Annotated in this window: 20 protein-coding genes and 1 other RNA gene; 6 read left to right on the forward strand and 15 right to left on the reverse strand. The window is 36.3% G+C overall.

Features of this window, described 5'->3' with window-relative positions; all coding sequences use genetic code 11:
• Positions 1–5: 5 nt before the first annotated feature.
• The 7 genes from AC6UD1_RS01105 to AC6UD1_RS01135 are packed head-to-tail and all read right to left on the reverse strand — an operon-like array spanning position 6 to position 7615.
• Positions 6–2525 carry a carbamoyl phosphate synthase preATP-grasp domain-containing protein gene (locus AC6UD1_RS01105; RefSeq protein ID WP_500695651.1) on the reverse strand — a complete coding sequence of 840 codons (2520 nt, stop codon included), beginning with the start codon at positions 2523–2525 and terminating at the stop codon, positions 6–8.
• A gap of 4 nt (positions 2526–2529) precedes the next feature.
• Positions 2530–3603 (reverse strand): carbamoyl phosphate synthase small subunit, encoded by a 1074-nt coding sequence (locus tag AC6UD1_RS01110; protein WP_500693749.1) that lies wholly within the window; start codon positions 3601–3603, stop codon positions 2530–2532.
• Between the two features lie 12 nt (positions 3604–3615).
• Complete coding sequence (gene pyrR / locus AC6UD1_RS01115) at positions 3616–4152, reverse strand: bifunctional pyr operon transcriptional regulator/uracil phosphoribosyltransferase PyrR (protein ID WP_500693748.1); 537 nt, start codon at positions 4150–4152, stop codon at positions 3616–3618.
• 12 nt (positions 4153–4164) lie between these two features.
• On the reverse strand, positions 4165–5082 hold the full coding sequence (locus tag AC6UD1_RS01120; protein WP_500707099.1) for an RluA family pseudouridine synthase: 918 nt from the start codon (positions 5080–5082) through the stop codon (positions 4165–4167).
• Positions 5072–5575, reverse strand: coding sequence for a signal peptidase II (gene lspA / locus AC6UD1_RS01125; protein ID WP_500707100.1), 504 nt, complete (start codon positions 5573–5575; stop codon positions 5072–5074). The genes AC6UD1_RS01120 and lspA overlap by 11 nt, the downstream gene beginning before the upstream one ends.
• Complete coding sequence (locus AC6UD1_RS01130; protein ID WP_500707101.1) at positions 5550–7208, reverse strand: formate--tetrahydrofolate ligase; 1659 nt, start codon at positions 7206–7208, stop codon at positions 5550–5552. The genes lspA and AC6UD1_RS01130 overlap by 26 nt, the downstream gene beginning before the upstream one ends.
• 11 nt (positions 7209–7219) lie before the next feature.
• Entirely contained in the window at positions 7220–7615 is a 396-nt protein-coding gene (locus tag AC6UD1_RS01135; RefSeq protein WP_500695656.1) for an EbsA family protein, read from the reverse strand.
• Between the two features lie 40 nt (positions 7616–7655).
• Between AC6UD1_RS01135 and AC6UD1_RS01140 the strand changes: the two genes are divergently transcribed.
• The gene (locus tag AC6UD1_RS01140) at positions 7656–8060 is read left to right on the forward strand and encodes a reverse transcriptase-like protein (RefSeq protein ID WP_500695657.1); all 405 of its coding nucleotides are present in this window, start codon (positions 7656–7658) and stop codon (positions 8058–8060) included.
• Here AC6UD1_RS01140 and AC6UD1_RS01145 read toward each other — a convergent pair.
• The 5 genes from AC6UD1_RS01145 to AC6UD1_RS01165 all read right to left on the reverse strand — a co-directional run bounded on the left by AC6UD1_RS01145 (position 8057) and on the right by AC6UD1_RS01165 (position 11834).
• Positions 8057–9169, reverse strand: coding sequence for an NAD(P)/FAD-dependent oxidoreductase (locus AC6UD1_RS01145; protein ID WP_500707102.1), 1113 nt, complete (start codon positions 9167–9169; stop codon positions 8057–8059). The genes AC6UD1_RS01140 and AC6UD1_RS01145 overlap by 4 nt on opposite strands.
• The gene (locus AC6UD1_RS01150) at positions 9170–10318 is read right to left on the reverse strand and encodes a THUMP domain-containing class I SAM-dependent RNA methyltransferase (protein WP_500707103.1); all 1149 of its coding nucleotides are present in this window, start codon (positions 10316–10318) and stop codon (positions 9170–9172) included.
• A 68-nt stretch (positions 10319–10386) separates the two neighbouring features.
• An RNA gene (rnpB, locus tag AC6UD1_RS01155) (RNase P RNA component class B) lies at positions 10387–10763 on the reverse strand.
• 12 nt (positions 10764–10775) lie between these two features.
• Positions 10776–11216: a cell division regulator GpsB gene (gene gpsB, locus AC6UD1_RS01160; protein WP_500706507.1), complete on the reverse strand. Its 441-nt coding sequence runs from the start codon at positions 11214–11216 to the stop codon at positions 10776–10778.
• A gap of 54 nt (positions 11217–11270) precedes the next feature.
• Positions 11271–11834: an SLOG family protein gene (locus AC6UD1_RS01165; RefSeq protein WP_500693739.1), complete on the reverse strand. Its 564-nt coding sequence runs from the start codon at positions 11832–11834 to the stop codon at positions 11271–11273.
• A 107-nt stretch (positions 11835–11941) separates the two neighbouring features.
• Between AC6UD1_RS01165 and recU the strand changes: the two genes are divergently transcribed.
• The gene (recU, locus tag AC6UD1_RS01170; RefSeq protein ID WP_500693738.1) at positions 11942–12568 is read left to right on the forward strand and encodes a Holliday junction resolvase RecU; all 627 of its coding nucleotides are present in this window, start codon (positions 11942–11944) and stop codon (positions 12566–12568) included.
• A gap of 12 nt (positions 12569–12580) precedes the next feature.
• Positions 12581–14887: a PBP1A family penicillin-binding protein gene (locus tag AC6UD1_RS01175; protein ID WP_500707104.1), complete on the forward strand. Its 2307-nt coding sequence runs from the start codon at positions 12581–12583 to the stop codon at positions 14885–14887.
• A 167-nt stretch (positions 14888–15054) separates the two neighbouring features.
• Here AC6UD1_RS01175 and AC6UD1_RS01180 read toward each other — a convergent pair whose 3' ends face one another.
• The 3 genes from AC6UD1_RS01180 to AC6UD1_RS01190 form a co-directional block, all read right to left on the reverse strand.
• Positions 15055–15759, reverse strand: coding sequence for a DnaD domain-containing protein (locus AC6UD1_RS01180; RefSeq protein WP_500707105.1), 705 nt, complete (start codon positions 15757–15759; stop codon positions 15055–15057).
• A gap of 26 nt (positions 15760–15785) precedes the next feature.
• Positions 15786–16289: a cell wall elongation regulator TseB-like domain-containing protein gene (locus tag AC6UD1_RS01185; protein WP_500693735.1), complete on the reverse strand. Its 504-nt coding sequence runs from the start codon at positions 16287–16289 to the stop codon at positions 15786–15788.
• 67 nt (positions 16290–16356) lie between these two features.
• Positions 16357–19170 (reverse strand): helicase C-terminal domain-containing protein, encoded by a 2814-nt coding sequence (locus AC6UD1_RS01190; protein ID WP_500707106.1) that lies wholly within the window; start codon positions 19168–19170, stop codon positions 16357–16359.
• A 163-nt stretch (positions 19171–19333) separates the two neighbouring features.
• Between AC6UD1_RS01190 and mvk the strand changes: the two genes are divergently transcribed.
• Genes mvk through AC6UD1_RS01205 form a run of 3 tightly spaced genes read left to right on the forward strand, consistent with a single transcriptional unit; the run spans position 19334 to position 22357 of the window.
• Complete coding sequence (mvk, locus tag AC6UD1_RS01195) at positions 19334–20266, forward strand: mevalonate kinase (RefSeq protein ID WP_500707107.1); 933 nt, start codon at positions 19334–19336, stop codon at positions 20264–20266.
• Between the two features lie 11 nt (positions 20267–20277).
• Positions 20278–21273 (forward strand): diphosphomevalonate decarboxylase, encoded by a 996-nt coding sequence (gene mvaD / locus AC6UD1_RS01200; protein ID WP_500693732.1) that lies wholly within the window; start codon positions 20278–20280, stop codon positions 21271–21273.
• Positions 21274–21289: 16 nt separating this feature from the next.
• Entirely contained in the window at positions 21290–22357 is a 1068-nt protein-coding gene (locus AC6UD1_RS01205; RefSeq protein WP_500707108.1) for a phosphomevalonate kinase, read from the forward strand.
• Positions 22358–22360: the final 3 nt, after the last annotated feature.

Here is a 22360-nt window from a genome sequence, read left to right on the forward strand (position 1 = left end):
TTTTTTTACTTCAATAACTTGTTGGTTGCTTCGTTAATAGTATGACCTATTGATAATTTAGCCCCTGACTCGAGTGATCGGTCTTTTTGATAATCGTACACTCCAAGTTGCTTAAATGGGAAAGAAGCCTGCATCACCGTAAAGTGTGTTGAAGAATCAATTTTGGGAACGGTATTTACAATTTTATCAATATTTAAATGTCCGGTTGCCATCCTGACCAGCACCCCAATCCAGTTAATTCCAGTGGACATATTTAAAAGAACGGTCTCGGTAATTCGAAGTGGTCTCACACCAGTAATTTTAATCTTGTCTTGATCCCTGTAAAAAAGAACCTGAACTAGTCCATGAAGACTCTGATTTTTCACCGCTACCTTAGCTCGTTCAACTAGCCCTTCCACATTCAAAACATCTTTACCATAAGGAACATAATAATCTGTTTGAAGACTGATATCGTCATCGTTTCCATCACCGGATTTAAACCCCACGGTTGAAATTGGAACTATTTTGTTCTCCGTTACTAATAAATCAAACGCAAAATCAACATGAGATCCATACCAAACTGCATCTTTTTGATTTGGTGGTAAAACCACCAACTTGAAATCATGATACTTGCTAAGTTCACGAATTAGGAAGTGACGATTACCCGGCAGAAAGACGTATTGGGGTTTCTCAGTTTGAATGACGTCTAAAATTTCTCCCAGTTGAATTGGTTCAATGTACTGCTTGTCACTCATCATTGGCGCTAAGGAGGCAGAATTAGGATTATTATTTAAAATTACAGTGTCAAATCCAATCTTTTTAAGTTGAATTAATATTTCACTAGTATAGAAATCAGAAGCAATATTGGGGCCAATTTTATTTCTACCCTTTCCAATTACTAGTGCGGTGTTATTCCCGATTTGATTAGATTCGTTGTCAATTTCATAACTAGCATAAAAGGAATTAATTTTTTCGGGAAATTCTCCAGCCGTTGGTTCGATCATTTTATAGGTTTTATAAGAATCCTTTTGACGAAGTTGATTGATATCTGTATGCCAAATGGATGACAACATTCCATCACCAAATCCCATTTCATGAGCTAACCTGAAAGCTTTAGCGTCATTTTGGTGTTTAAAAATATACGATCGACTCTTATCAATATTTGCCATGATCACAAAGAAAAATTGATCAATTTTGGTCAATTCTTGTAAATCTTCAATACTATAATGACGTGAGAGGGCTTCAAATAGAATTGGGAGTTGGATATCGGTTGGGTGAATTAATTGTGAAATTAGTTCATCTTCGGAAAGTTCAGAATAACTTGGCAAAACATCTTTTGGACTCGATTGCGAACTTCTAATGGCCTTTAACAAAGCGGCTTCGCAACTACGACCTACCCCAATTACTGATCCAATGGATTTGGTTTTAGTTCCAAGTCGTGAATCAGCATCAGGTAATTGCTCAAACGGCCAGATGGGGATTTTTACCGTGATATGATCACTGATTGGTTGAAGCACCGTCGTAAATTTATGAAAACGTGCTGGTAACTTAATTTTAGTAATTGGATAATTTAATAATAATTGTGAGGTAACTAAGGCAATTGGATATCCCGTTGATCTTGCTGCTAAGGTAGTACTCATGTTAAAACTAGGATTTACCTTTAGAACAAAACAATCATTTGTTTCAGTATTCAGAGCAAATTGTACATGACAAACGCCCTTGATTCCCAAAACGTCCATGACCTGAAATGAAATTGATCGCATCATTTGAATCTGGGTATCACTTAAAGTTTGTGCCGGGGTATAAACGACCGAATCATTTGAGTTCACTCCGACTGGATTCATATCTTCCAAAGAAGATACCATCAATTTTGTCCCCATTGTATCACGCAGTGAAACCGTCCCAACTTCTTTGTAGCCGACAATTTCCCGTTCAATTAGGCATTTACTAGACTTTGACTCCTCAAAGATGGTATCAGCATCGTTAGTTATTTGTTCCATGTTTTGAAAAATCAACCGTTGTTGTCGAACTTTAGGATCTAACGGTCTAACAGAAATTGGAAATGAAATTTTATCAATTACATTCCTTAAATCATCAAAATTATCAACAATATAATAATCAGGGGTGGGAATCCCATATTCTTTTAATCTTTGATTCAATCGATTTTCATTGTTAAACAGATCAATATTATCATCATTTAAACCAATAATTTTTACATTATTTTCTTTTAATATTCCATTTTTATTTAAGCGTTGAATAACCTTTAGTGCATTAACTCCGCCGAAAACTGAGGTAACTGCATCAATGTTCTCTGTTTCAATAACATGTTTAGCATTTTCAGTATTAACAGGTTTAATGGAAACATTATCAGGATTCATTTCCTGTAATATTACTGAATATGGATTATTATCCAAAAGAAAAGTAGTAATCCCAAGTTTCTTCCAAACCTTTAGTGCTTGAAATGCAGCGGAATCAAGCTCACATTCTTGACCAATTCCAGACGGTCCTGCTCCGATTATTAAGATTTTTTTGATATCGTCTTTCATTAGGCTATCTCCCATGAGCTGTGATACTTTCTAGAAATTCATCAAATAAGTCAATACTGTCAGTTGGACCACTAGACCCATCCGGAGAAAATTGAACTGAGAAACTTGGATAGTCACGGTGCCTAATTCCCTGAACTGTTCCATTGATTAAGTCTATGTATGTCACAATTAGTTTTGATGTGTCGATAGAATTTGGATCTACGGCATAATCCTGAGCTTGATTAGCATAAATAATTTGATTAGTAATAATTTTTTGAATGGGATGATTGCTTCCATGGTGTCCAAGTCTCATTCGATAAACACTGGCTCCATTAGCCATAGCTAACAATTCATGCCCTAATCCCATACCAAAAACTGGAAGTGCCTGTTCTAATTTAGCAATCGTCTTTAAAACACTTTCATCAATTTCGTGCGGAGATCCAGGCCCTGTTGATAAAATAATTCCTTCTGGGTCAAGATCAATGATTTCTTGGTATGAAGTGTCAAAGGGAAGCACAATTACATTGCAATTCCTTTGAGATAATTGACGAATAATCCCTTCTTTTAAGCCAAAATCAAGTACCGCAACGGTTTTGCCATTCCCAGGGACCAAATAAGGTTTGGGTGTGGCAACCTGTTGAATCTGCTGATTACTTAAAACAGCTGCATTTAACTGATCAAATGCATGTTCATCATTAACATCAACGAGACTCGCTTTTGAAATATCATGTGCCATAATGTATTTCAAAAGATAACGAGTATCAATTGCAGTTATCCCCGGAATATTACGTTGCTTAAGAAATGTATCTAAAGATATATTTTTTAAGTAACTAGTTGAAATATCCTCACTATGATGAACAACCACACCCTTAGCTGATGTCAAAATAGACTCATAGTTTTTTCGATTGATTCCGATATTTCCAACTGAAGGCTGTGTGAATGCCACGATTTGATTGTGATAAATTGGATCTGTGATTGATTCCTGGTAGCCATTAAGATTCGTATTCATAACAATCTCGCCCGTTACGGTTGATTCAGCCCCCATCGATTTTCCCACAAATGAAGTGCCATCATTTAGGATTAAATATCTTTTAGTCATAATGAAGGTCCCTTACTTGTTAGAAACGATTTCGACAGAATCACGATCATCAATTTCTGAAACCAAGACATTAACTTTTTCGTCCTTTGAACTAGGAATATTTTTCCCAACAAAATCAGCCCGAATTGGTAGTTCACGATGACCACGATCAACTAATACAGCTAAACCAATTCTCTTCGGTCTTCCCATTTCATTGATTGCTCCTAATGCTGCCCGGACAGTCCGGCCAGTGTATAACACATCATCAACTAGGATTACATTTTTATTATTAATGTCTACCCCATCATTATTAGTTGGATTAGGCTTTGTCTTTCGGTTCTTTAAGTCATCACGATATTTGGTTACATCTAGTTCCACAACCGGAATTTTAGCATTTTCAAGTTTTTCCAAGCGTTTAGCAATTCTTCTTGCCAAATAAACTCCACGAGTCTTAATACCAACTAAAACTAAGTCGTTGATACCTTTATTTTTCTCAATAATTTCATAAGTGATTCGTGTCAAAGCACGTTGCATGGCCATGCCATCAACTACAACTTTCTCTTTTGCCATAAATGTCACTCCTTAACTGATATCAGAATACTGTTTTCTTAACTGATTGATTGTTTTTTGAAAAATTGGTGGTGCTGGAACTTTAAAATTGAGTTCTTCATGTGTAACTGGATGTTTAAATCCCAGTTCAGCAGCATGTAAAAACTGTCCTTTCCCTTTAATGGTATTTTTAGGTCCATAAAGTGGATCGCCAACGAGTGGATGACCAATATATTTCATATGGACTCTAATTTGATGAGTTCTTCCGGTTTCTAACTGACATTCCACTAAAGTATATTTCCCACCAAACCGTTCAAGAACGTGGAAATGAGTGATGGCATTCCTTCCGCCGGGAATTACTGCCTGTTTCTTGCGGTCGTTAAAAGATCTACCAATCGGAGCATCAATGGTACCGCGTTCTTCATTAATATTACCATGAACCAACGCTAAATACTTTCTGCGATTAGTTTTTTTCCTTAGTTGTTTGGACAATGATCTATGAGCAATATCGGTCTTAGCTACCATCAACAATCCAGAGGTATCCTTATCGATGCGATGAACAATTCCTGGTCTGACTGTTCCATTAATAGAAGACAATTTTGTATGATACAACAGTGCATTAACTAGGGTATGGTCAGGATGACCGGGAGCGGGATGGACTACCATACCTTGGGGCTTGTTGACCACAATCACCTGATCATCTTCATAAACAATATCCAGCTTAATGTTCTCTGGCACTAAATTTATTTGTTTAGGCTCAGGGATAGAAATTTGAATGAGATCATTATTTTGGGATTTGTATTTTGGTTTTTTAGTATCACCATTAACTAAAATTAAATGAACCTTGATTAATTCATTTACACGACTACGACTTAAATCTTCATAGTGATCCGAAACCAATTTATCAAGTCGCTCGTTTTCATTATCAGCTCTAAATTCTCTATTTTGCATTTTTCTCACTCTCAGGCTTTGCTAATAAAATAACTAAGAACAGGACAATCACACCAATCGTTACACACGAATCAGCTACGTTAAAAATTGGAAAGTTTATAAAATCTAATTGAATCATATCGGTAACTGCTCCTAAAAACAGCCGATCTAACAAATTACCAATCGTTCCAACCAACATCAACGTTAAACCAAACAAGTATCCGATATGATATCTTTCAACGTAAATAAATATCATAAAAAGCAAAACGGCTACAGTGGCGATGAATTCAAAAATGAAAGATTTCCCAGCAAGAAAACTCCAAGCAGCACCTGTGTTATTAATATTAGTCAATGATATAACTCCAGGAACGAATGGAATTTCTTTTCCAAGTGGAATGTTAATCCGAATCCACCATTTCGAAATTTGATCAAAAATCAGGAGAATAAAAAACATTAGTGCAAAACATATCCATGCCAAGATTTGTTTTTTAGAATAATCCGGTGATTTTTTCATTTTTATCAATATCCATTTCTGCTGCAGCTGGATGCTTAGGCAATCCCGGCATAGTGATTACTTTTCCAGCCATCGCCACAATGTATCCTGCTCCTAGTTTCGGCAATAATTCAGTAATATGCAAAGTAAACCCACTTGGATCGCCTAATTTTTTGGGGTTATCTGATAAAGAATATTGAGTTTTAGAAATACAGATCGGTAGTTTATCCCATCCATTTTTTTCAATGCCCTTTAATTGCTTCATGGCTTTCCCAGAAAGGACGAAGTCCTTTGCTCCATAAATCCTTTTAGCGACTTTATTAATTTTATCGATCAAGGAATCCTCGTCATTGTAAACTCGATTAATGGATGCATTATTCTCAACAAGTTTGATTAATTTCTGAGCAAGGTCAATTGAACCCTTACCACCCTCAAGAAATGACTTACTAATACCAAATTCAACGTCTTGTTTTCTTAAATGATCACTTAACCACTTAATTTCTTCAGGGGAATCATCAGTAAACTGATTAATGGCGACGATAATTGGTTTGTTAAAGGATTTCATTGCCTTAATATGATGATCAAGATTTTTTACTCCAGATTTTAATGCTTTAACGTTTGGTATAGCTAAGTTTTCTTTACTAATCCCACCATTGAACTTTAGAGCACGAATTGATGCAACCATAACGACTGCACTCGGATCTGCATTTAAGTGTGGTGATACCAAATCCATGAATTTCTCACCACCTAGATCAGAACCAAATCCTGCTTCAGTTAACGTATAATCAGCAACTTTAAGAGCCACATTAGTAGCTTGAACACTGTTACACCCCATAGCTAAATTAGCAAACGGCCCCCCATGAACAAACGCTGGGGTATGTTCTAATGTTTGAACTAGATTAGGATTAATCGCATCTTTTAAAATAATTGTTAAAGCACTTTCAACCCCCAGATTTGAAACAAAAACTGGTTCATTATCATAAGTGTATCCAATTAAAATATTCTTAATACGTTCTTTTAAATCATTTAAATCAGTTGATAGACACAAAATGGCCATTAATTCACTTGCAGCTGTGATTTCGAAATGCTCTTCTCTAGGAACGCCGGACTTAGATCCACCTAGTCCAATGACCATATTTCTTAGTTCACGATCGTTAACATCCATTGCTCGGTGCCACTGAATTTTACGTGGATCTAAATGTAAAGGATTTCCCTGTTGAATCGAATTGTCGATCAGTGCCGCTAGAGTATTATTAGCAGAAGTTAAAGCATGAATATCTCCCGTAAAATTAAGATTAATGTTCACCATTGGTTCAACTTGAGCAAATCCGCCTCCGGCTGCTCCACCTTTCATTCCCATCACAGGACCCATAGAAGGTTCCCGCAAAGCAATGGCAACTTTTTTATTTAGTTGATTTAACGCATCGCCAAGACCAATTAATACAGTGGATTTCCCTTCTCCAGCCGGAGTGGGATTAATAGCAGTTACTAAAATCAGTTTCTTTTTAGTATGTCGATCACGAGTATTACCTGATATTTTTGCCATGTACTTTCCATATGGATCAACTTCGTTTTGGGGAATCGAAAGTTTACTTGCGATATCTTGAATCGGATCCAATTGACTTTCCTGTGATATTTCAATGTCAGTTTTCATTCATACACCCTCTATTTTTTTACTTCAGTGCTAAAAGCTTCTTTTAATTCGATGATAGAATTGTTGGGAAGTATAAAATTATAGTTTTTATTCTTATAGTTGAAAGATAATTGAAATTTTTTGGAATGAATATCAATAATGTCCTTAATATTCATTTGAATCCCCTTGGGATGAAACACGCTCCGCACTGTTAATGTCTTATTTGATAAGATTAACTTTCTAAAATGAATTTGAATCCATGATAGTAGGATAAAAACAATAAAAAAACCTAATGTAATTTCTTGAAAGTGAGTTATTTCTAACCAAATGATCACCCCAATTAGCAAAACAATAAACGTCCAACTCCAGCAGATAATACTAGTAGTGATATTTGGTTGATACAAAAATTTTCTCTTTTGAGTTATCATAGTCTAAACCTCTTTATTAAACGAATGGAGTAATTTATTAATGTATAAATTATATTCTGATGCAGCTATTAAACCTAAAAGTAATCAATGTGGAATTGGAATTTTAATTCTTCATCAGAAACAACAAATTCAAATTAAAAAGCAATGTAAAGCAAAAAATAATCATATTGGTGAATTCAAAGCATGCCTCACTGCCCTAAGAGAGCTTTGTGATCATTTAAATAGTATTAACAAGCATCCAAGTGATATTACTGTCCTGTACTACACTGACAGTTCCATTTTAAGCGACAGTCTTAATAAACAATACGCCAAACATTATCAAAAATACGTTGATGAAATCGTTAAATTACAAAATCATTTCGCAATGGTGTTAACTAAATGGATTCCAGACACTCAAAATCTAGGTGCTCACGAATTAGCTTTTCAAGCTCTTCATTCTAATTAATTAACGTAGTTAGAGATTGGTTTTTCGTACATATCCCAGTCTTTAGTAGTGCCAAAAACAATATAATCCGATAATAATTTTCCAATCATTGGTCCAGTAGTTAGACCCGACGATCCAAGACCACTACCGATCAACAATTTTTTGTAATTGGGGATTGAACCAAAGAAGGGAGCAAAGTCATCTGTATAAGCTCTCGTTCCCACTCTACTACCAATAATATCAGAATAATCCAAGGTAGGAATTAATTTTTTGGCTGAATTAAGCAATTCATCATTAACCTTTGGTTCCTCTTTTAAATCAAAGCCCTTTTCATCGTCGTGAGTAGCTCCAATAATCAATTTTCCGTGTCCAAGCGGAATAAAGTCATATTCTCCTTCTGGCATCATCACCGGCATGTTCTCATGAGCTGGAATATCAGATACTTTTAATTCTACCAGTTGTCCTTTTTGAGGTCTGACTTTTACTTTAATGTTAAGAGGAGCAAGTGTTTCTTTTACCCAAGCACCGGTAGCTATGACAATTTGATCGAAACTTAATAGTTGATCTTTAAAACTAATGGTATGGTCACCAGTAAGTATCACTCTGCCCTTATAAAGAGTCAAATTTCGTTTTTTGGCGATTGCAACTAAATGCTTGCAGAAGAGATTCCCATTAATCCGACTTCCTCCGGAAACAAAAATTCCTGGGTGAATAATCGTAAGAATGGGAATTTTATTTTGCACTTCTTTTTTGTCTAACCTCATTATGTTTCCCATCTCAGGAGTTGTTTGAACCCTTCTTTTAGCTAAAGCATAGAGGTCATCTAAATCGTTATTATCTTGTCTTGTAATGATGGTCCCACTACTATTAAAAGTTGCTGAATTCATTTGAGTTTGATCAGCAATTTTAGGAATCAACTTAGCTCCAGCCTTTGCTAAGTTATACCATTGTTTATTTCTACGTTTCGACAACCATGGTGATATGATTCCTGAAGCTGCTTTGGTTGCTTGCCCATAACTATCGTCAAACATCGTTACCTCTCGTTCATCAGCATTTGGAAGTTGACTTAGGTAATATGCAAGGGTGGAACCAACTATTCCACCACCAATAATCGCAATTTTCTTTTTCAATTACTTGTCCTTCTTGTTAAAAGTTTGCTCAGCCCAGTATTGGAAATAATCCGTTCTGATTCGCCCATTATACAATTTACGTCGTTTAGTGGCTTTTTTGCCATATTCTTTTTCAAAATTTAAATCACTGGTTAAGTAATACTTAGACCAAGTTTTCATAGGAATAAATACCTTTCCCATGTCATGATAAAGCTGAGCTGCTTCTTTAGTATTACCCATTCTTTGACCATATGGCGGATTAGTAACTAAAACCCCATCTTGTTTATCGGTATGAAAGTCTTGGACGGCCACTTGTTTAAACTGAATGTCATGAAGTAAACCAGCTTCCTCAGCGTTTACTTTGGCATAATTAATCATTTGTTCATTAACATCAGAGGCCATGATATCAAACTCGGTGTCATAATCAGCTTTTGAATCTGCATTGGCACGTACTTTCTTTACAAGTTCTGGATCCACCCAATCCCAGTGTTCAAATACGAACTCACGATTATAACCTGGTGCAATATTTCTAGCAATTAAAGCCGCTTCAATTGGGATGGTCCCCGACCCACACATTGGATCCAGAAATGGCATTTGTTTGGGATGCCAATTTGTTAAAAGAATTAGAGCTGCGGCCATATTTTCTTTTAATGGGGCTTCACCTTTTGCAACTCGGTATCCACGTTTAAACAAACTAGAGCCAGTAGTGTCTAGTGTATCCATAACTTCGTCTTTGTTAACCCGAACTTCAAGTGGATATAGTGCCCCTGATTCAGGTAATCTAGTGCGGCGATGATAAAATTTACTTATCTTTTCAACGATTGCTTTTTTAGTAATGGCTTGAATGTCCGGGACACTATGAAGAACTGATTTTTGTGAACGTCCCTCAACTGGAAACTTTCCGTCCATCGGGATAAGGTCTTCCCAATCCAACCTCTTAGTATTCTCAAACAACTCGTCGAAAGTTGTCGCTTTAAAACGACCCACAATAATTTTAATTCGATCTGCAGTTCTTAACCATAAATTAGCCTTAATAATGTCAGTAATCGTTCCGGTAAAAAGAACCATTCCGTTCTTAACTTCTGGATCGTATCCTAATTCCCGCAACTCATCTCCTACTAAGCCTTCTAAACCAGCAGAACAAGTTGCCATTAAATTAAATTTTTTCATTTTATCCATTCCCTTTTATATAAAAAAAGAGTGGGAAGATCCCACTCAACCTGAAAAATGGTGCAGGCCCCTATAAGCCATGTTTTGTGCTTAACCACAACTTCAGGAAAAAGTGGTTAAGTAGTAATCATCTATCTCAAGAACAAATTGTTCTTCCCCCACACTTGGTTCAATTTCCGTGTGTGAAGCTCCCCTACCAAAGTTTGGGTTTCCCGCTCGCGGGGTTTACTGCGTTCCAATAATTTGATTTCTCAAATTAGTCGTTTCTGTGGCACTTTATGAAATACTAGAGCATAGCAATTGCCTTAGTTCTTTCTTTCGCCGTAATCAAATCAATGATCCCTCGGCTTATTTTTTCACCGAGCACGAACACTACAAGCATCTCAGCTTGTGCGAGAGTGGACTTTCCTCAGCCAACAATTGTTGACCGCGATTACTCAGGACCTGCACCAAGTCTTTAAAACCTATTAGATTTATCTGAATCCTCGCCGTATACACGACGCTCTAAGCTGGATAACCGTTTTAAGATATCCATGTCAGTAGGATTCTGACCTTGAGCCGGCTGACTTGAAGCAGTATTCTTTGATGCTTCCTCAGCAGATTTAGTTGGCTCAGCAGTTGTTTCTTCTGGTGCCCGTTGTGGAGCACTTGAACGTTCGATAGGACGTTGAGTACTTTGTGTGCTCGATCCCATTGATACTTGACGAGATAATTCGTCAACTTTTAACTTTAGATCTTGATTTTCCTGATCTAACTGATCAATCTCACGTTGAAAAGTCTCATAGTCCTTAATGATACTATCCAAGAAAGTATCAACTTCAGCAGGATCGTAACCCCGCATTTTTTGCTTAAATTCCTTTTGTAGAATTTGTTTTGGAGTAAAATTAATATTTTCCATTAATGCACACCTCACCAATCATTTCCGCATAATTCTATTCTATCAGAAATAAAACTAAAAGTCATCATTTAACTGTCTTTGATAATCATCAGCAAGATCTTGTAACTGATCAAAATCGATCAATTGCATCGGATATGCATGATTTTTTTGAAACTGGTGAATAGCTTGATAGTCATACTTAGTTTTACCTTCATTTTCTGGATCATACACTAATAATGATTGGTCTGTATGCGTGAGCATAAATCGTTGATAATTTTTTAGTTGTTTAGGTGAATCATACGGATGATCACTTACTGAATTTGAAAAATCAGCTTTAGAAACTGCTTGATTTAATTTTGCTTGATTATCTTCATTCCAGTTTGACCCAAATTTTTTAAATGGTAACATTACTGCTAATTGAAATTCATGTGGATACTTTTTTTGAAGTTTCTTAGAAACATCGGCTGTCCATTGTTCAATTCCGAGCTGTCCGCCGGTGATAATCCAGTCACATCCATTTTCAATTAACTGTGAAAGTTGATCAAACAAAGCTTGCTTAATAATTTTTAACTTAGGATCATCATTTTGAAAGATTCCTAATTCATAACTCCGGTACCCTGATACCCAAACGCGGCTCATTTCTATCCACCTTTCAATAATTATTTCTCCAAGTTACCTACAATTGCTATAATATACTACGTATATGATAACATGATCATTTTTAATAAATGAATTGAGGTTATACAATGAATTTCCATTATCCTAACGGTAATTCCTATCGAAGTACCAGTAAATCAAGTAAACTTATCATTAAAAAAAATAAATCTACCATTAAGTACGGTGATCGGGGGATGTCCCTTGAAGCTGAATTAAATGAAAGCAACAAATATTATTTGGAAAGGGATATTGCAGTGGTTCATAAAAAACCTACTCCAGTTCAAATTGTAAATGTTGATTACCCCAAACGTAGTGCAGCCGTTATTAAGGAAGCATATTTCCAGCATGCTTCTACAACTGACTATAATGGTATTTATCGGGGCAAATATATTGATTTTGATGCTAAAGAAACTACTAGTACCACTTCTTTTCCTCTTAGTAACTTTCATAAACATCAAATTGAACACATGAAAAAATGCACCAAATTAGGTGGGATCACCTTTGCAATGATAAAATTTGTTAAAAGTAATGAACTTTTTGTGCTTGAAGGACCGAATCTATTCTATTATTGGGACCGACAAAATCAGGGCGGAAGAAAGTCAATTTCAAAAATAGAGCTTCAGGAGAATGCGTACCAAATTAAGTACCATCTTCAACCCTTGATTCCATACCTCAGAGCGGTTGATCAAATTATCGATAATAAGAACAATATGTAAAGGAGAAGTCTAATGGCTGATTCAGATGAAAATATTTCTAGGGTACAAAGGTTTAAGCACCATCAGCAACCACGAAAGAAAAAGATGAAACTTTGGAAAAAAATCATTTTATGGATTTTGGCAGTAATCGTTGCCATACTTATTTGTGGAGCAGGGCTTTTTACTTACTATGCAGCTAGTGCTCCAAAGATATCTTATAATACCCTCTCTAGTGATAATTCAACGACGATATATGATTCAAGTGGTAAGATAATTTCACGTTTAGGTGCCCAAAATCGGGACTACGTGAAACAAGATCAGATTCCTGATAACCTAAAAAATGCGATTATTTCAATTGAAGATCGTCATTTTTATAAGGATCATGGGGTTGATCCTGCCAGAATTGTTGAAGCAGCCTTTTCAAATCTTCGTGGCCAAGGTGGTTTACAAGGTGGCAGTACCCTTACCCAACAATTAGTCAAATTATCAGTCTTTTCGACTAAGGCCTCGGACCAAACGCTAAAACGCAAGGCTCAAGAAGCCTGGTTAGCGGTCAAAGTCGACCATGATTATAGTAAACAACAAATTTTAGAGTTTTATATCAACAAGGTTTACATGGGTAATAATGCTTACGGAATGCAAACTGCTTCCGATTATTATTTCAATAAACCATTAAAGAAGATTAACCTCCCACAAACGGCTTTTTTGGCTGGTTTACCTCAAGCTCCTGTTCAATATAATCCTTATACAAATCCTAAGTTAGCAACTGAACGAAGAAATCAAGTTCTAGAAGCAATGGCTAACAATAAAGTGATTTCTAAGGAGCAAGCTAGTGAAGCTGAAAAGACCAGTATTCAAGATGGTCTGGTTAAACAACACAATTCAAATTCGTCTCCATACGCAAAAAATGAGAAGTATGCCGATGCCTATATCCAACAAGTTGTTCAAGAACTAGACAAAAAGGGATACAAATTAAATGCTGGAAATAAGGTTTATACAAATTTGAATATGGACACTCAAAAACAAATGTATAAACTGGCCAACGATCCCAACTCACCCATTCAATTTCCTAACAATAACTTCCAAATTGGTGCCACGATGGTAAATTCCAATAACGGTAAAGTGGTTTCGATGCTTGGATCAAGAAAACAAAAAATTGCCTTTGGATTAAATCGTGCAATTCAAACCGATCGTTCTAGTGGATCAACTATGAAACCACTAATGGACTATGGACCAGCAATTGAATACTTAAAATGGCCAACTTATCAAGCTGTTCAAGACACGCCTTTCACGTATCCCGGAACAAATAAAGAACTTCAAGACTTTGACAATAAGCATGAAGGTACCATCACGATGCGAAAAGCACTTGTTGAGTCACGTAATATTCCTGCGATCAGGACCCTTCAACAGGTTGGAATCCAACGATCACAAGACTTTTTAGCTGGATTAGGAATGACATTTAATAAACCACTTGAACTACAAAACGGAATTGGTGCCTATATCTCATCAGAGCAGGAAGCAGCTGCGTATGCTGCATTTGCAAATGGTGGGACGTATTACAAACCATATTTAATCAATAAAGTAGTTAATGTCAACGGAGCTGAAAAGCAATACAGTCCTAAGGGGCATCGAGCCATGTCACCAGATACTGCCTTTATGATAAATGACATGCTAAAAGGCGTCATGACTTCTCCTAATGGTTCTGGAACTGCTGCTAAGATTCCTGGACTTTATCAAGCCGGTAAAACCGGTACTACCCAATATCCGGATGATTGGATTAAGAAAGTTCCTGATCAATCATCAATGGATTCATGGTTTAGTGGGTACACGAAGAATTTCTCACTTTCTATTTGGACCGGATATGACCATCAATTTAAACCCGGAAACTATATTTCCGAGCCACAAACACGAATTGCTCAAACCTACTACAAAGAAGTAATGTCACAGGCATCTGCTAATAAACCTAATATTGATTGGCAGAAGCCGGATAATGTGATTGAAACCAAACGAGATGGCGTAAACGAATACTATATCGAAGGCCACATGGGAACCGCGGTTTCAGCTAATAATGCTAGTCAATCTGGACAAGCATCCAAGAATCGTTCAGTTGTCTCAAATTCATCAAGTTCAAAAGACTCCAACAGTTCATCATCTGACGATAATTCTAGTTCAAGTCAGACGTCATCGGGGTCTAGTTCTAAGGTTGAAGAGCCATCTGAATCGAGCAAACCTAATGATCAATCATCTTCTGAATCATCAAATAATCAAGATAACAATAATCAGAGCACTCCTGCTTCTAATAATAGTCAATCATCAAGCACTTCTACTCCAAATCAATAAATTGAATATTCTCTTTAAGACTCATCCACTTTATGATTTATGTGGCTTGGGTCTTTTTTGTTGTTGTTTTGTTTTTTTTTAATTAAGTTAAAGTAACTTTTAACTTTTCACCTGAATTTTAATCATTTAACCACAAAAAAAATGCATAGATCTTTTACATCCATGCATCATTGATTAATTTTAAAAATCGGAATATTTTGTTTTGGTTTTCTTGGTTGATCACTGTTTAAATTTCTCTGTCGCTGTTCATTGGCTTCCTGAACTTGTGCAGCGGTTTTAATGTTGCGATGCTGCCAATTCAAAAGAATTCGATCCATATACTTCAAACTATAAACCTGACTTAGAACCGCCTCTTTGAGGGCTAATCCAATAATCTTTGGTGAGTAATGATCTTGTTCAAGCCATTGATTGATTGTTTCCAACTCGATTGAAGATAATGGCCGACCAAATTCCTCTTGAATTTTTTTAAATAATCCTTTTCGTTCCTTAATATCATTACTTTGTTTGTTACGCTCTTTTTGAGCATGATTATTAGTGTTTACTAACGATGTAGAATCAAGCAACTTGTCCATTTTATGATTTAAAAGATCAAACTTATATTCGTCCTTCCCAGACTTCGTACTAGAAATGTTGATAATCTTTTTAGTAACTAATTGATGTAATAAATTATAAATATCGTCTTCTTTTAAACCAGTTGCTTTCGACAACTCAGTAGCACTTGGAAACAAATCCCCTTTAGAACGAGCTAGTACTAACTCCAAGAAGACCACTAATTCAGTTGGGGTCATCCCCAACTCAGAGAAATGCTGCAATAAAAAACCAGAAACGCTAATTGAACCACTTTCTAAATAGCGCTCTAAATTTTCACTCATTTTATTCCTCCTTCAATAATTCATCATTACAAATTCTTAATTGTTTGCACAATCTTGCCCGTCTTATAATTTACCGTGACATAATTCATTCGATTGTTCTGATTTAAATAGGAAACCACCCAGGCTGGCTGATCCTGATAAATCCCAAGTCCGGTGTTAATAATCTTAGAGGCTTTCCCAATTTTTTGAGCCGTCTTTTCTGCTTCCTGTTGTGTAATCCCACTCTTTTGGGTAACGACCTGCATACTTTTCCCGTTCTTAGGTAAGATGGCATACGCATACTGATTCTGTTTATTATAACCACCAACTGAATAGTATGTCTTATTTAAATTAGACGAGTAGAAATGATTAATATCATGAAATCCAGCACTATTTTCTGCTACCGTAGTGACATGAGAACGAGCGCGTAATTGGGGTGCTTTAGCAACATGAAAGAAAATAATAACACCCAGAATGATTAGAACGATCACCGCAACAGTTATCCATCGAATCCGATGAGTCCTTTTTCGTTTTAATTGTTCTCTGTACATGAAAATTCCTCTTTTATTTAGCTTTTACATGCATCATTATAGCAAACTTTCCTTGTTTAATAATTAATTAATCCCTCTTATTAAAGAAATCTTGACCATCTTTAACAATCTTAGCGATCGACCCCGTTTTAATTGGTAAATCAGAGGGAAGCGCATCGATGATTTGCTTACCATACCGTTTGTCAATCAAACGACTGTCCAAAAAGTTAATGATACCATAATCAGTTGAGCTTCTAATCAATCTTCCCACACCTTGTTTAGTTTTGATAATAGCTTCTGGTAAGCCAAAGTTATAAAATGGATTCTTGTTTTGTTCCTTTAAAAACTTAGCCCGACTTGAAACAACCGGATTATTGGGAGATTCAAACGGTATCCGGGTAATAATGAGTTGCTTGAGTAAATTATCCGGAAAATCAACACCCTCAAAATAACCATTAGCTCCAAGTATTACCGGAACTGCATCCTTGGTTGACTCAAACCTTTTGATCATTTTTTCTTGACTCCCAGAAACACCGGCGGCTTGAATCATAAAATTACCGTTATTGTTCTGATCTAATTTTTCGTACACTTTTTTTAAAATATCCAATGAGTTAAACAGTACTAGCGTTGGTACTGCATTAGCGTTGATAAGTTTCCAAATTGAGTTAGCCAGATAAGAGATATATTCATCATTATCTACACTAGGCGGCATCGGTGTCGTTTCAGAAATCATCATTTCAGTTTGCTTGGAATAATCAAAAGAAGATTTTAGCCGTTTCATTCTCGTATCACTCCGACTTAAATCAAGCTGATCAAAAATATACTGTGACTTTTTTGATGTAAACAACGTCGAACCGGTAAAAATTGCTGGCTTAAAATAGTGATAGATATTTTCCTTTAACTTATTTTTGGAAGCAAAATCGCCAGTCATAAGGATGACATGATTAGGATCTAGATCCTCTGTATAATAGATCCAGTAAAAAGAGGATTGCTCACTAACCCTTTGCTTAACTTGATCCACATTAACACTATCAATGTAATCAGTAATTGTAAGTAAATGACGTTCAAACTTTTCAATCAAAGCTTCATCAGAAATCGTCCAACGATTCTTTTCCTTCTTAACTAACTTTTTGAAAGTATTTATAAATTCTTCTAATTTTACGTTAATATGAGTCAAATGGTTTATTTGATCCTGATGGTCTTTCACAAATTGAAGTAGTTCTTTTGCACTAATCGAAGACTCAGAACGCCTAGTAGTAACAGGTTTCATGAATTTTACCCTAAAATCCTGTAAAATCAACTGATTTGTATCAAAAATAGCATCTAGCTGGGAATCTAACTCATTAAGTCGATTTAACTCATCAATATCGTCAGAAAAGATTTCATTTAAATTTAATCCGTGGGTTTGAAATAAATCATTCTTAACCCTTCCAATATTTTTCTTTAAAGTATTGAATTTAATGACTTTTTCTTGCGATGAAAACGCAACGTCAGCAAGTTTATGAGCTTCGTCAACCACTAAGTATGGCTTTGAAGTCATGTAACTACTTAATTGACGACTATTCTCAAAAAGATAATTATGGTTAACGATAACAATATCAGCACGTTCCACCCGCTTCAATTGAGCTAGTAAGAAGTCAACATCCCGAAAAGAGTTCTTCTTATCCGTCTCCACATGAGAATTTTGATAATTAATTTGATCAATAAACGGAACTTCATTGGGAAGATTTAATTCGTCAAGATCACCCGTGCTTGTCTCAGTGAGCCAGACCAAGATTCGTGCTTTCATGAATTGTGACTGTTTAGATTTATCGTGAAATTGAAGTGTTTTGCTAAACCGTTCTAGATTAATATAATGATTGACACCCTTTAACATAGCAACATCAAAACTAGTATTAAGTAACGGTTCTAGTTGACTCTTAATTGTAGAATACAACTGTTCCTGAAGTCCATTGGTAGAAGTACTGACCACTAGCTGTTCACCTTCATTAACCAAATAAGCCATTGGAACCATGTATCCCAGGGTTTTCCCACTCCCGGTTGGTGCTTCAATTAATAAATTATAGGTGGGGTTTTCTTTATCATGATAATTATTATAAATTAAGTTCATCATTTTACTTTGTGAACTTCGCCAATTTAACTTACCCATAAATTGGCGTTCCTTCTGCTTCTTAGTCTTAGGATACTTTATCAAATTGTGCTCTGAGATTGAATAGGATGGTACTTGGTTTTTTAGCGCAATCCCATTTACAACCACATATTGCGAATTCAAATTCTTTAAATGTTCCCGCTTAATCTCTTCACGATCTTCAATAAATTGAACCGTATCTCTAGGGAGATCAGGATGAACCTTAAGAATAGACTGAATTGTCACTAAGGGTAATTTTTCAATCTTCTTCATGATTGTTAACAGTAAATGAGCAGTTGCGTCAGCATCACTTTTAGAGGAATGCGGATGGGTGTGTGAAATCCCAAAATGATGACTTAAGTCCTTTAATCGATATCCCGTTAATTCCGGAAAAAAGATTTGACTCAACGTGACCGTATCAATGGCTTTAATATCTAACTCAGGATAACCCACTCTTTCTAATTCCGCATTTAAAAACGGAAAGTCAAAATTAACGTTATGGGCAACGAAGACAGTACCACTCAGTATCTTATAAATATGGGGAGCAACCTGATCAAACGTTGGTGCTCCTTTAATTGTCTGGGCGTTAATGCCAGTTAAGTGGGTGATATCTTTAGGAATCGCTTCACCATTATTAACATATGTTGAGTAGGAATCGACCACTTGACCACCCTGAACAAAAGTACAACTAAATTGAATAATTTGGTCACCATTAGAGACATCCGTTCCAGTTGTCTCCATGTCAACGACTGCATATTTTGTATTCTTGGGCACCTGTCTCACCTACCTTTAAAACTAACTCCACTATAATATTACTACATTTATCTTAATATTTATATAAACCAACATTTAATCATTAGTAAAGTATTCTAAAATATATTGGTCATGTTCTAAATTATGATAAAATAGGTATGTTTGGAAAGTGAGCGATTGAAATATGAACACGACTGCAACCGGGTTGAGTCATGCAAAAATAATTTTTTTAGGTGAGCACAGTGCCGTCTACCAAAAGCCTGCGATTGTTTTTCCTGTGCCACAAATTAAAGTGAAAACCACCATTACTTCTGATGGTAACAATCAACTATTCAGTAAATACTACCATGGTCCAATTAGTGCTCTTCCTTCTTCAATGAATGGATTACAGACACTTATTAATCGTCTTAACCAATCATTAAATCCTAATAACATCCCAATTAATATCAAAATTGATAGTGCAATTCCGTTGGGGAGAGGGATGGGTTCATCCGCTGCAACAGCTAGTGCAGTTACCAAAGCCTTTTTTCATTTCTTTAATCATCAACTAAACGCTAACCAGCTTAAGAAATTTACCGATGTAGAGGAAAAGATAACTCATGGTAATCCAAGTGGAATTGACGCTAAAACCGTCAGCGCGCTTAATCCCATCTTATTTGAAAAAGGTCAGTTTTACGATTTTCCTGTTTCAAACGCAGGAAATCTCATCATTGCTGATACTGGTATCTCAAGTAATACTTCCACGGCAGTTTCAATGGTAAGAGATGAAATGGATCATAACTTTCAAAATACGAATGATTTAATTAACGACCTCGGGGATTTAGCTGAAGCAGCTAAACATTCTCTGACATACAATAAACTCAAACAAACCGGCAAATTAATGAATCTGGCCCAAAATGATCTTTCAAAATTGGGAGTTAGTTCAACAGAAATTAATACCCTGGTAAATGCTGCTAATCAGGCGGGTGCCCTCGGTGCTAAACTAACGGGAAGCGGACTCGGTGGATGCATTATTGCTCTGTCAGATTCTAAAACCACCACGCAAAAAATCAAGACAACCCTTAAACAAAGTGGAGCACAAGGAGTTTGGGTCCAATCATTAAATGAAATGAAGTAAGGAGATTTATTATGTCCGACAATACTAATATCTATAGAACCCAGAAGGCTCGTGCTCATACTAATATTGCACTAATCAAATATTGGGGGAAGGCCAATAGTCAACTCATTATTCCAGAAGACAGTAGCCTGTCTTTAACTTTAAATGACTTCTATACCGATACTGAAGTTCGCTTTGACCCATCTCTAAGTTCTGATCAAATCACTTTTAACAATCATCTAATTAATGATTCGGAAGGAAAAAAGATTGTCAGTTTTCTTGACATCGTTCGAAAAAAAGCCAATGTTGATATTCACGCCCACGTTAAGACAAATAACAATATCCCTACTGCTGCTGGGCTTGCTTCATCTGCTTCAGGGTTTGCTGCTCTCGCTGCCGCTTCTAGTAAAGCCATTGGAATGAATCTTTCTAAAAAAGATCTTTCTAGGCTCGCTAGACGAGGATCAGGTTCAGCAACACGCTCTATTTTTGGCGGTTTCGTCAAATGGGAAAAGGGTCATAGTGACGAAACTTCCTTTGCCATTCCAATTGAAGAAGACATTGATTGGGACATTAACCTAGTAGCTGTTATTATTAATCGAAACGAAAAAAAAATTTCTAGTAGAGAGGGTATGAAAATTTCTAAGTCCACCTCCCCTTACTATCAATCATGGAAAAAAGTTACTAGTCATGACATGACCACGATGAGAAAAGCAATTCGTACTCATAACTTCGACTTAATGGGCCACACTGCTGAGGAAAATGCCATGAAAATGCACGCCCTCACGTTCAGTTCCGATCCAGCTTTTACATATTTTAATGGAGATACACTTAAAGCAATTCAAATTGTTCATGAATTAAGAGACAATGGCATCAGTTGCTATTTTACAATTGACGCTGGTCCAAATGTAAAAGTGTTAGTCCAACATGATAATTTAAACCAAGTTGTAAATCGATTTAAAAGCACTTTTGGATCATCAAACGTGGTTGCTACCACTCCAGGTCCTGGAATCGAATATTTAAATTAAGGGAGTAATTAATTACATGATTTCCGCAAAAGCACCGGGCAAATTGTACGTAGCTGGTGAATATGCAGTAGTTGAGACCGGCTACCCTGCTATCATCGCTGCATGTGATCGCTTTGTTAGGGTTGGCATTAAAGCAAGTTCAGATTTTGGAAGCATCTATTCAAAACAGTACGATGAAAATATGCTTCATTGGAAGAGATTAGGCCATCGCATGGTCTTCGATAATCGTGATAATCCTTTTCAGTACATCATTTCAGCGATTAAAGTAACTGAAGAATACGTTGAAACTCTCGATAAAAGTTTAAAAACATACGATATCATCGTAAATAGTGAACTCGATAGTGCCGACGGACGTAAGTACGGATTAGGTTCTTCAGCTGCCGTCACGGTTGCAACCGTTAAAGCCTTATGCGAATTCTACGACATTAACCTTTCAACGATGCAGCTCTTCAAGCTAGCCGCAATTGCTCATTTTGAAGTTCAAGGAAATGGTTCATTAGGCGATGTAGCTGCTAGTGTATTCGGCGGTTGGATTGCTTACCATTCATTTGACCGACAGTGGTTAGCCAATGCCCGTAAAGATGTTGATTTAGTGGAACTGTTAGATTTAAAATGGCCTAGTTTAAAAATTATGCCGCTAACAGCACCAAAGAATTTACAATTATTAATTGGATGGTCAGGTTCACCCGCTTCAACTTCAAATCTAGTTGATCGAGTGGAGCTAAAAAAAGCCAGAAATTCTGAACTTTATCAAGACTTTCTTCACTTCAGTCAGGAGTGTGTCTTAAATATTGTTAATGGCTTTAAAAGTTCTAATCTGGAAATGATCCAAAGGAACATTGAAAACAACCGCAAACTCCTTTTAAAACTCGGTGAATTTGCCAACGTTGAAATTGAAACCCCCAAGCTAAAAGAATTAATTGACATTGCCGATCATTTTGGTGGTGCAGCCAAAACTTCGGGAGCAGGTGGTGGTGATTGTGGGATCGTCATTATTAATAAGGATGATAATATCGATGATCTTGTTAGCGATTGGAACCGCCATGGAATTAAGCTACTAGACCTTAATATTCATAATAATTAGGAG

It is taken from the genome of Fructilactobacillus sp. X8R1C1, assembly GCF_059900945.1.

Bases quoted from the DNA above. Each gene is read 5' to 3' on its own strand.
- AC6UD1_RS01105 (WP_500695651.1), bottom strand. From the start codon at position 2,525: ATGAAAGACGATATCAAAAAAATCTTAATAATCGGAGCAGGACCGTCT.
- AC6UD1_RS01110 (WP_500693749.1), bottom strand. From the start codon at position 3,603: ATGACTAAAAGATATTTAATCCTAAATGATGGCACTTCATTTGTGGGA.
- pyrR (WP_500693748.1), bottom strand. From the start codon at position 4,152: ATGGCAAAAGAGAAAGTTGTAGTTGATGGCATGGCCATGCAACGTGCT.
- AC6UD1_RS01120 (WP_500707099.1), bottom strand. From the start codon at position 5,082: ATGCAAAATAGAGAATTTAGAGCTGATAATGAAAACGAGCGACTTGAT.
- lspA (WP_500707100.1), bottom strand. From the start codon at position 5,575: ATGAAAAAATCACCGGATTATTCTAAAAAACAAATCTTGGCATGGATA.
- AC6UD1_RS01130 (WP_500707101.1), bottom strand. From the start codon at position 7,208: ATGAAAACTGACATTGAAATATCACAGGAAAGTCAATTGGATCCGATT.
- AC6UD1_RS01135 (WP_500695656.1), bottom strand. From the start codon at position 7,615: ATGATAACTCAAAAGAGAAAATTTTTGTATCAACCAAATATCACTACT.
- AC6UD1_RS01140 (WP_500695657.1), top strand. From the start codon at position 7,656: ATGTATAAATTATATTCTGATGCAGCTATTAAACCTAAAAGTAATCAA.
- AC6UD1_RS01150 (WP_500707103.1), bottom strand. From the start codon at position 10,318: ATGAAAAAATTTAATTTAATGGCAACTTGTTCTGCTGGTTTAGAAGGC.
- gpsB (WP_500706507.1), bottom strand. From the start codon at position 11,216: ATGGAAAATATTAATTTTACTCCAAAACAAATTCTACAAAAGGAATTT.
- AC6UD1_RS01165 (WP_500693739.1), bottom strand. From the start codon at position 11,834: ATGAGCCGCGTTTGGGTATCAGGGTACCGGAGTTATGAATTAGGAATC.
- recU (WP_500693738.1), top strand. From the start codon at position 11,942: ATGAATTTCCATTATCCTAACGGTAATTCCTATCGAAGTACCAGTAAA.
- AC6UD1_RS01175 (WP_500707104.1), top strand. From the start codon at position 12,581: ATGGCTGATTCAGATGAAAATATTTCTAGGGTACAAAGGTTTAAGCAC.
- AC6UD1_RS01180 (WP_500707105.1), bottom strand. From the start codon at position 15,759: ATGAGTGAAAATTTAGAGCGCTATTTAGAAAGTGGTTCAATTAGCGTT.
- AC6UD1_RS01185 (WP_500693735.1), bottom strand. From the start codon at position 16,289: ATGTACAGAGAACAATTAAAACGAAAAAGGACTCATCGGATTCGATGG.
- mvk (WP_500707107.1), top strand. From the start codon at position 19,334: ATGAACACGACTGCAACCGGGTTGAGTCATGCAAAAATAATTTTTTTA.
- mvaD (WP_500693732.1), top strand. From the start codon at position 20,278: ATGTCCGACAATACTAATATCTATAGAACCCAGAAGGCTCGTGCTCAT.
- AC6UD1_RS01205 (WP_500707108.1), top strand. From the start codon at position 21,290: ATGATTTCCGCAAAAGCACCGGGCAAATTGTACGTAGCTGGTGAATAT.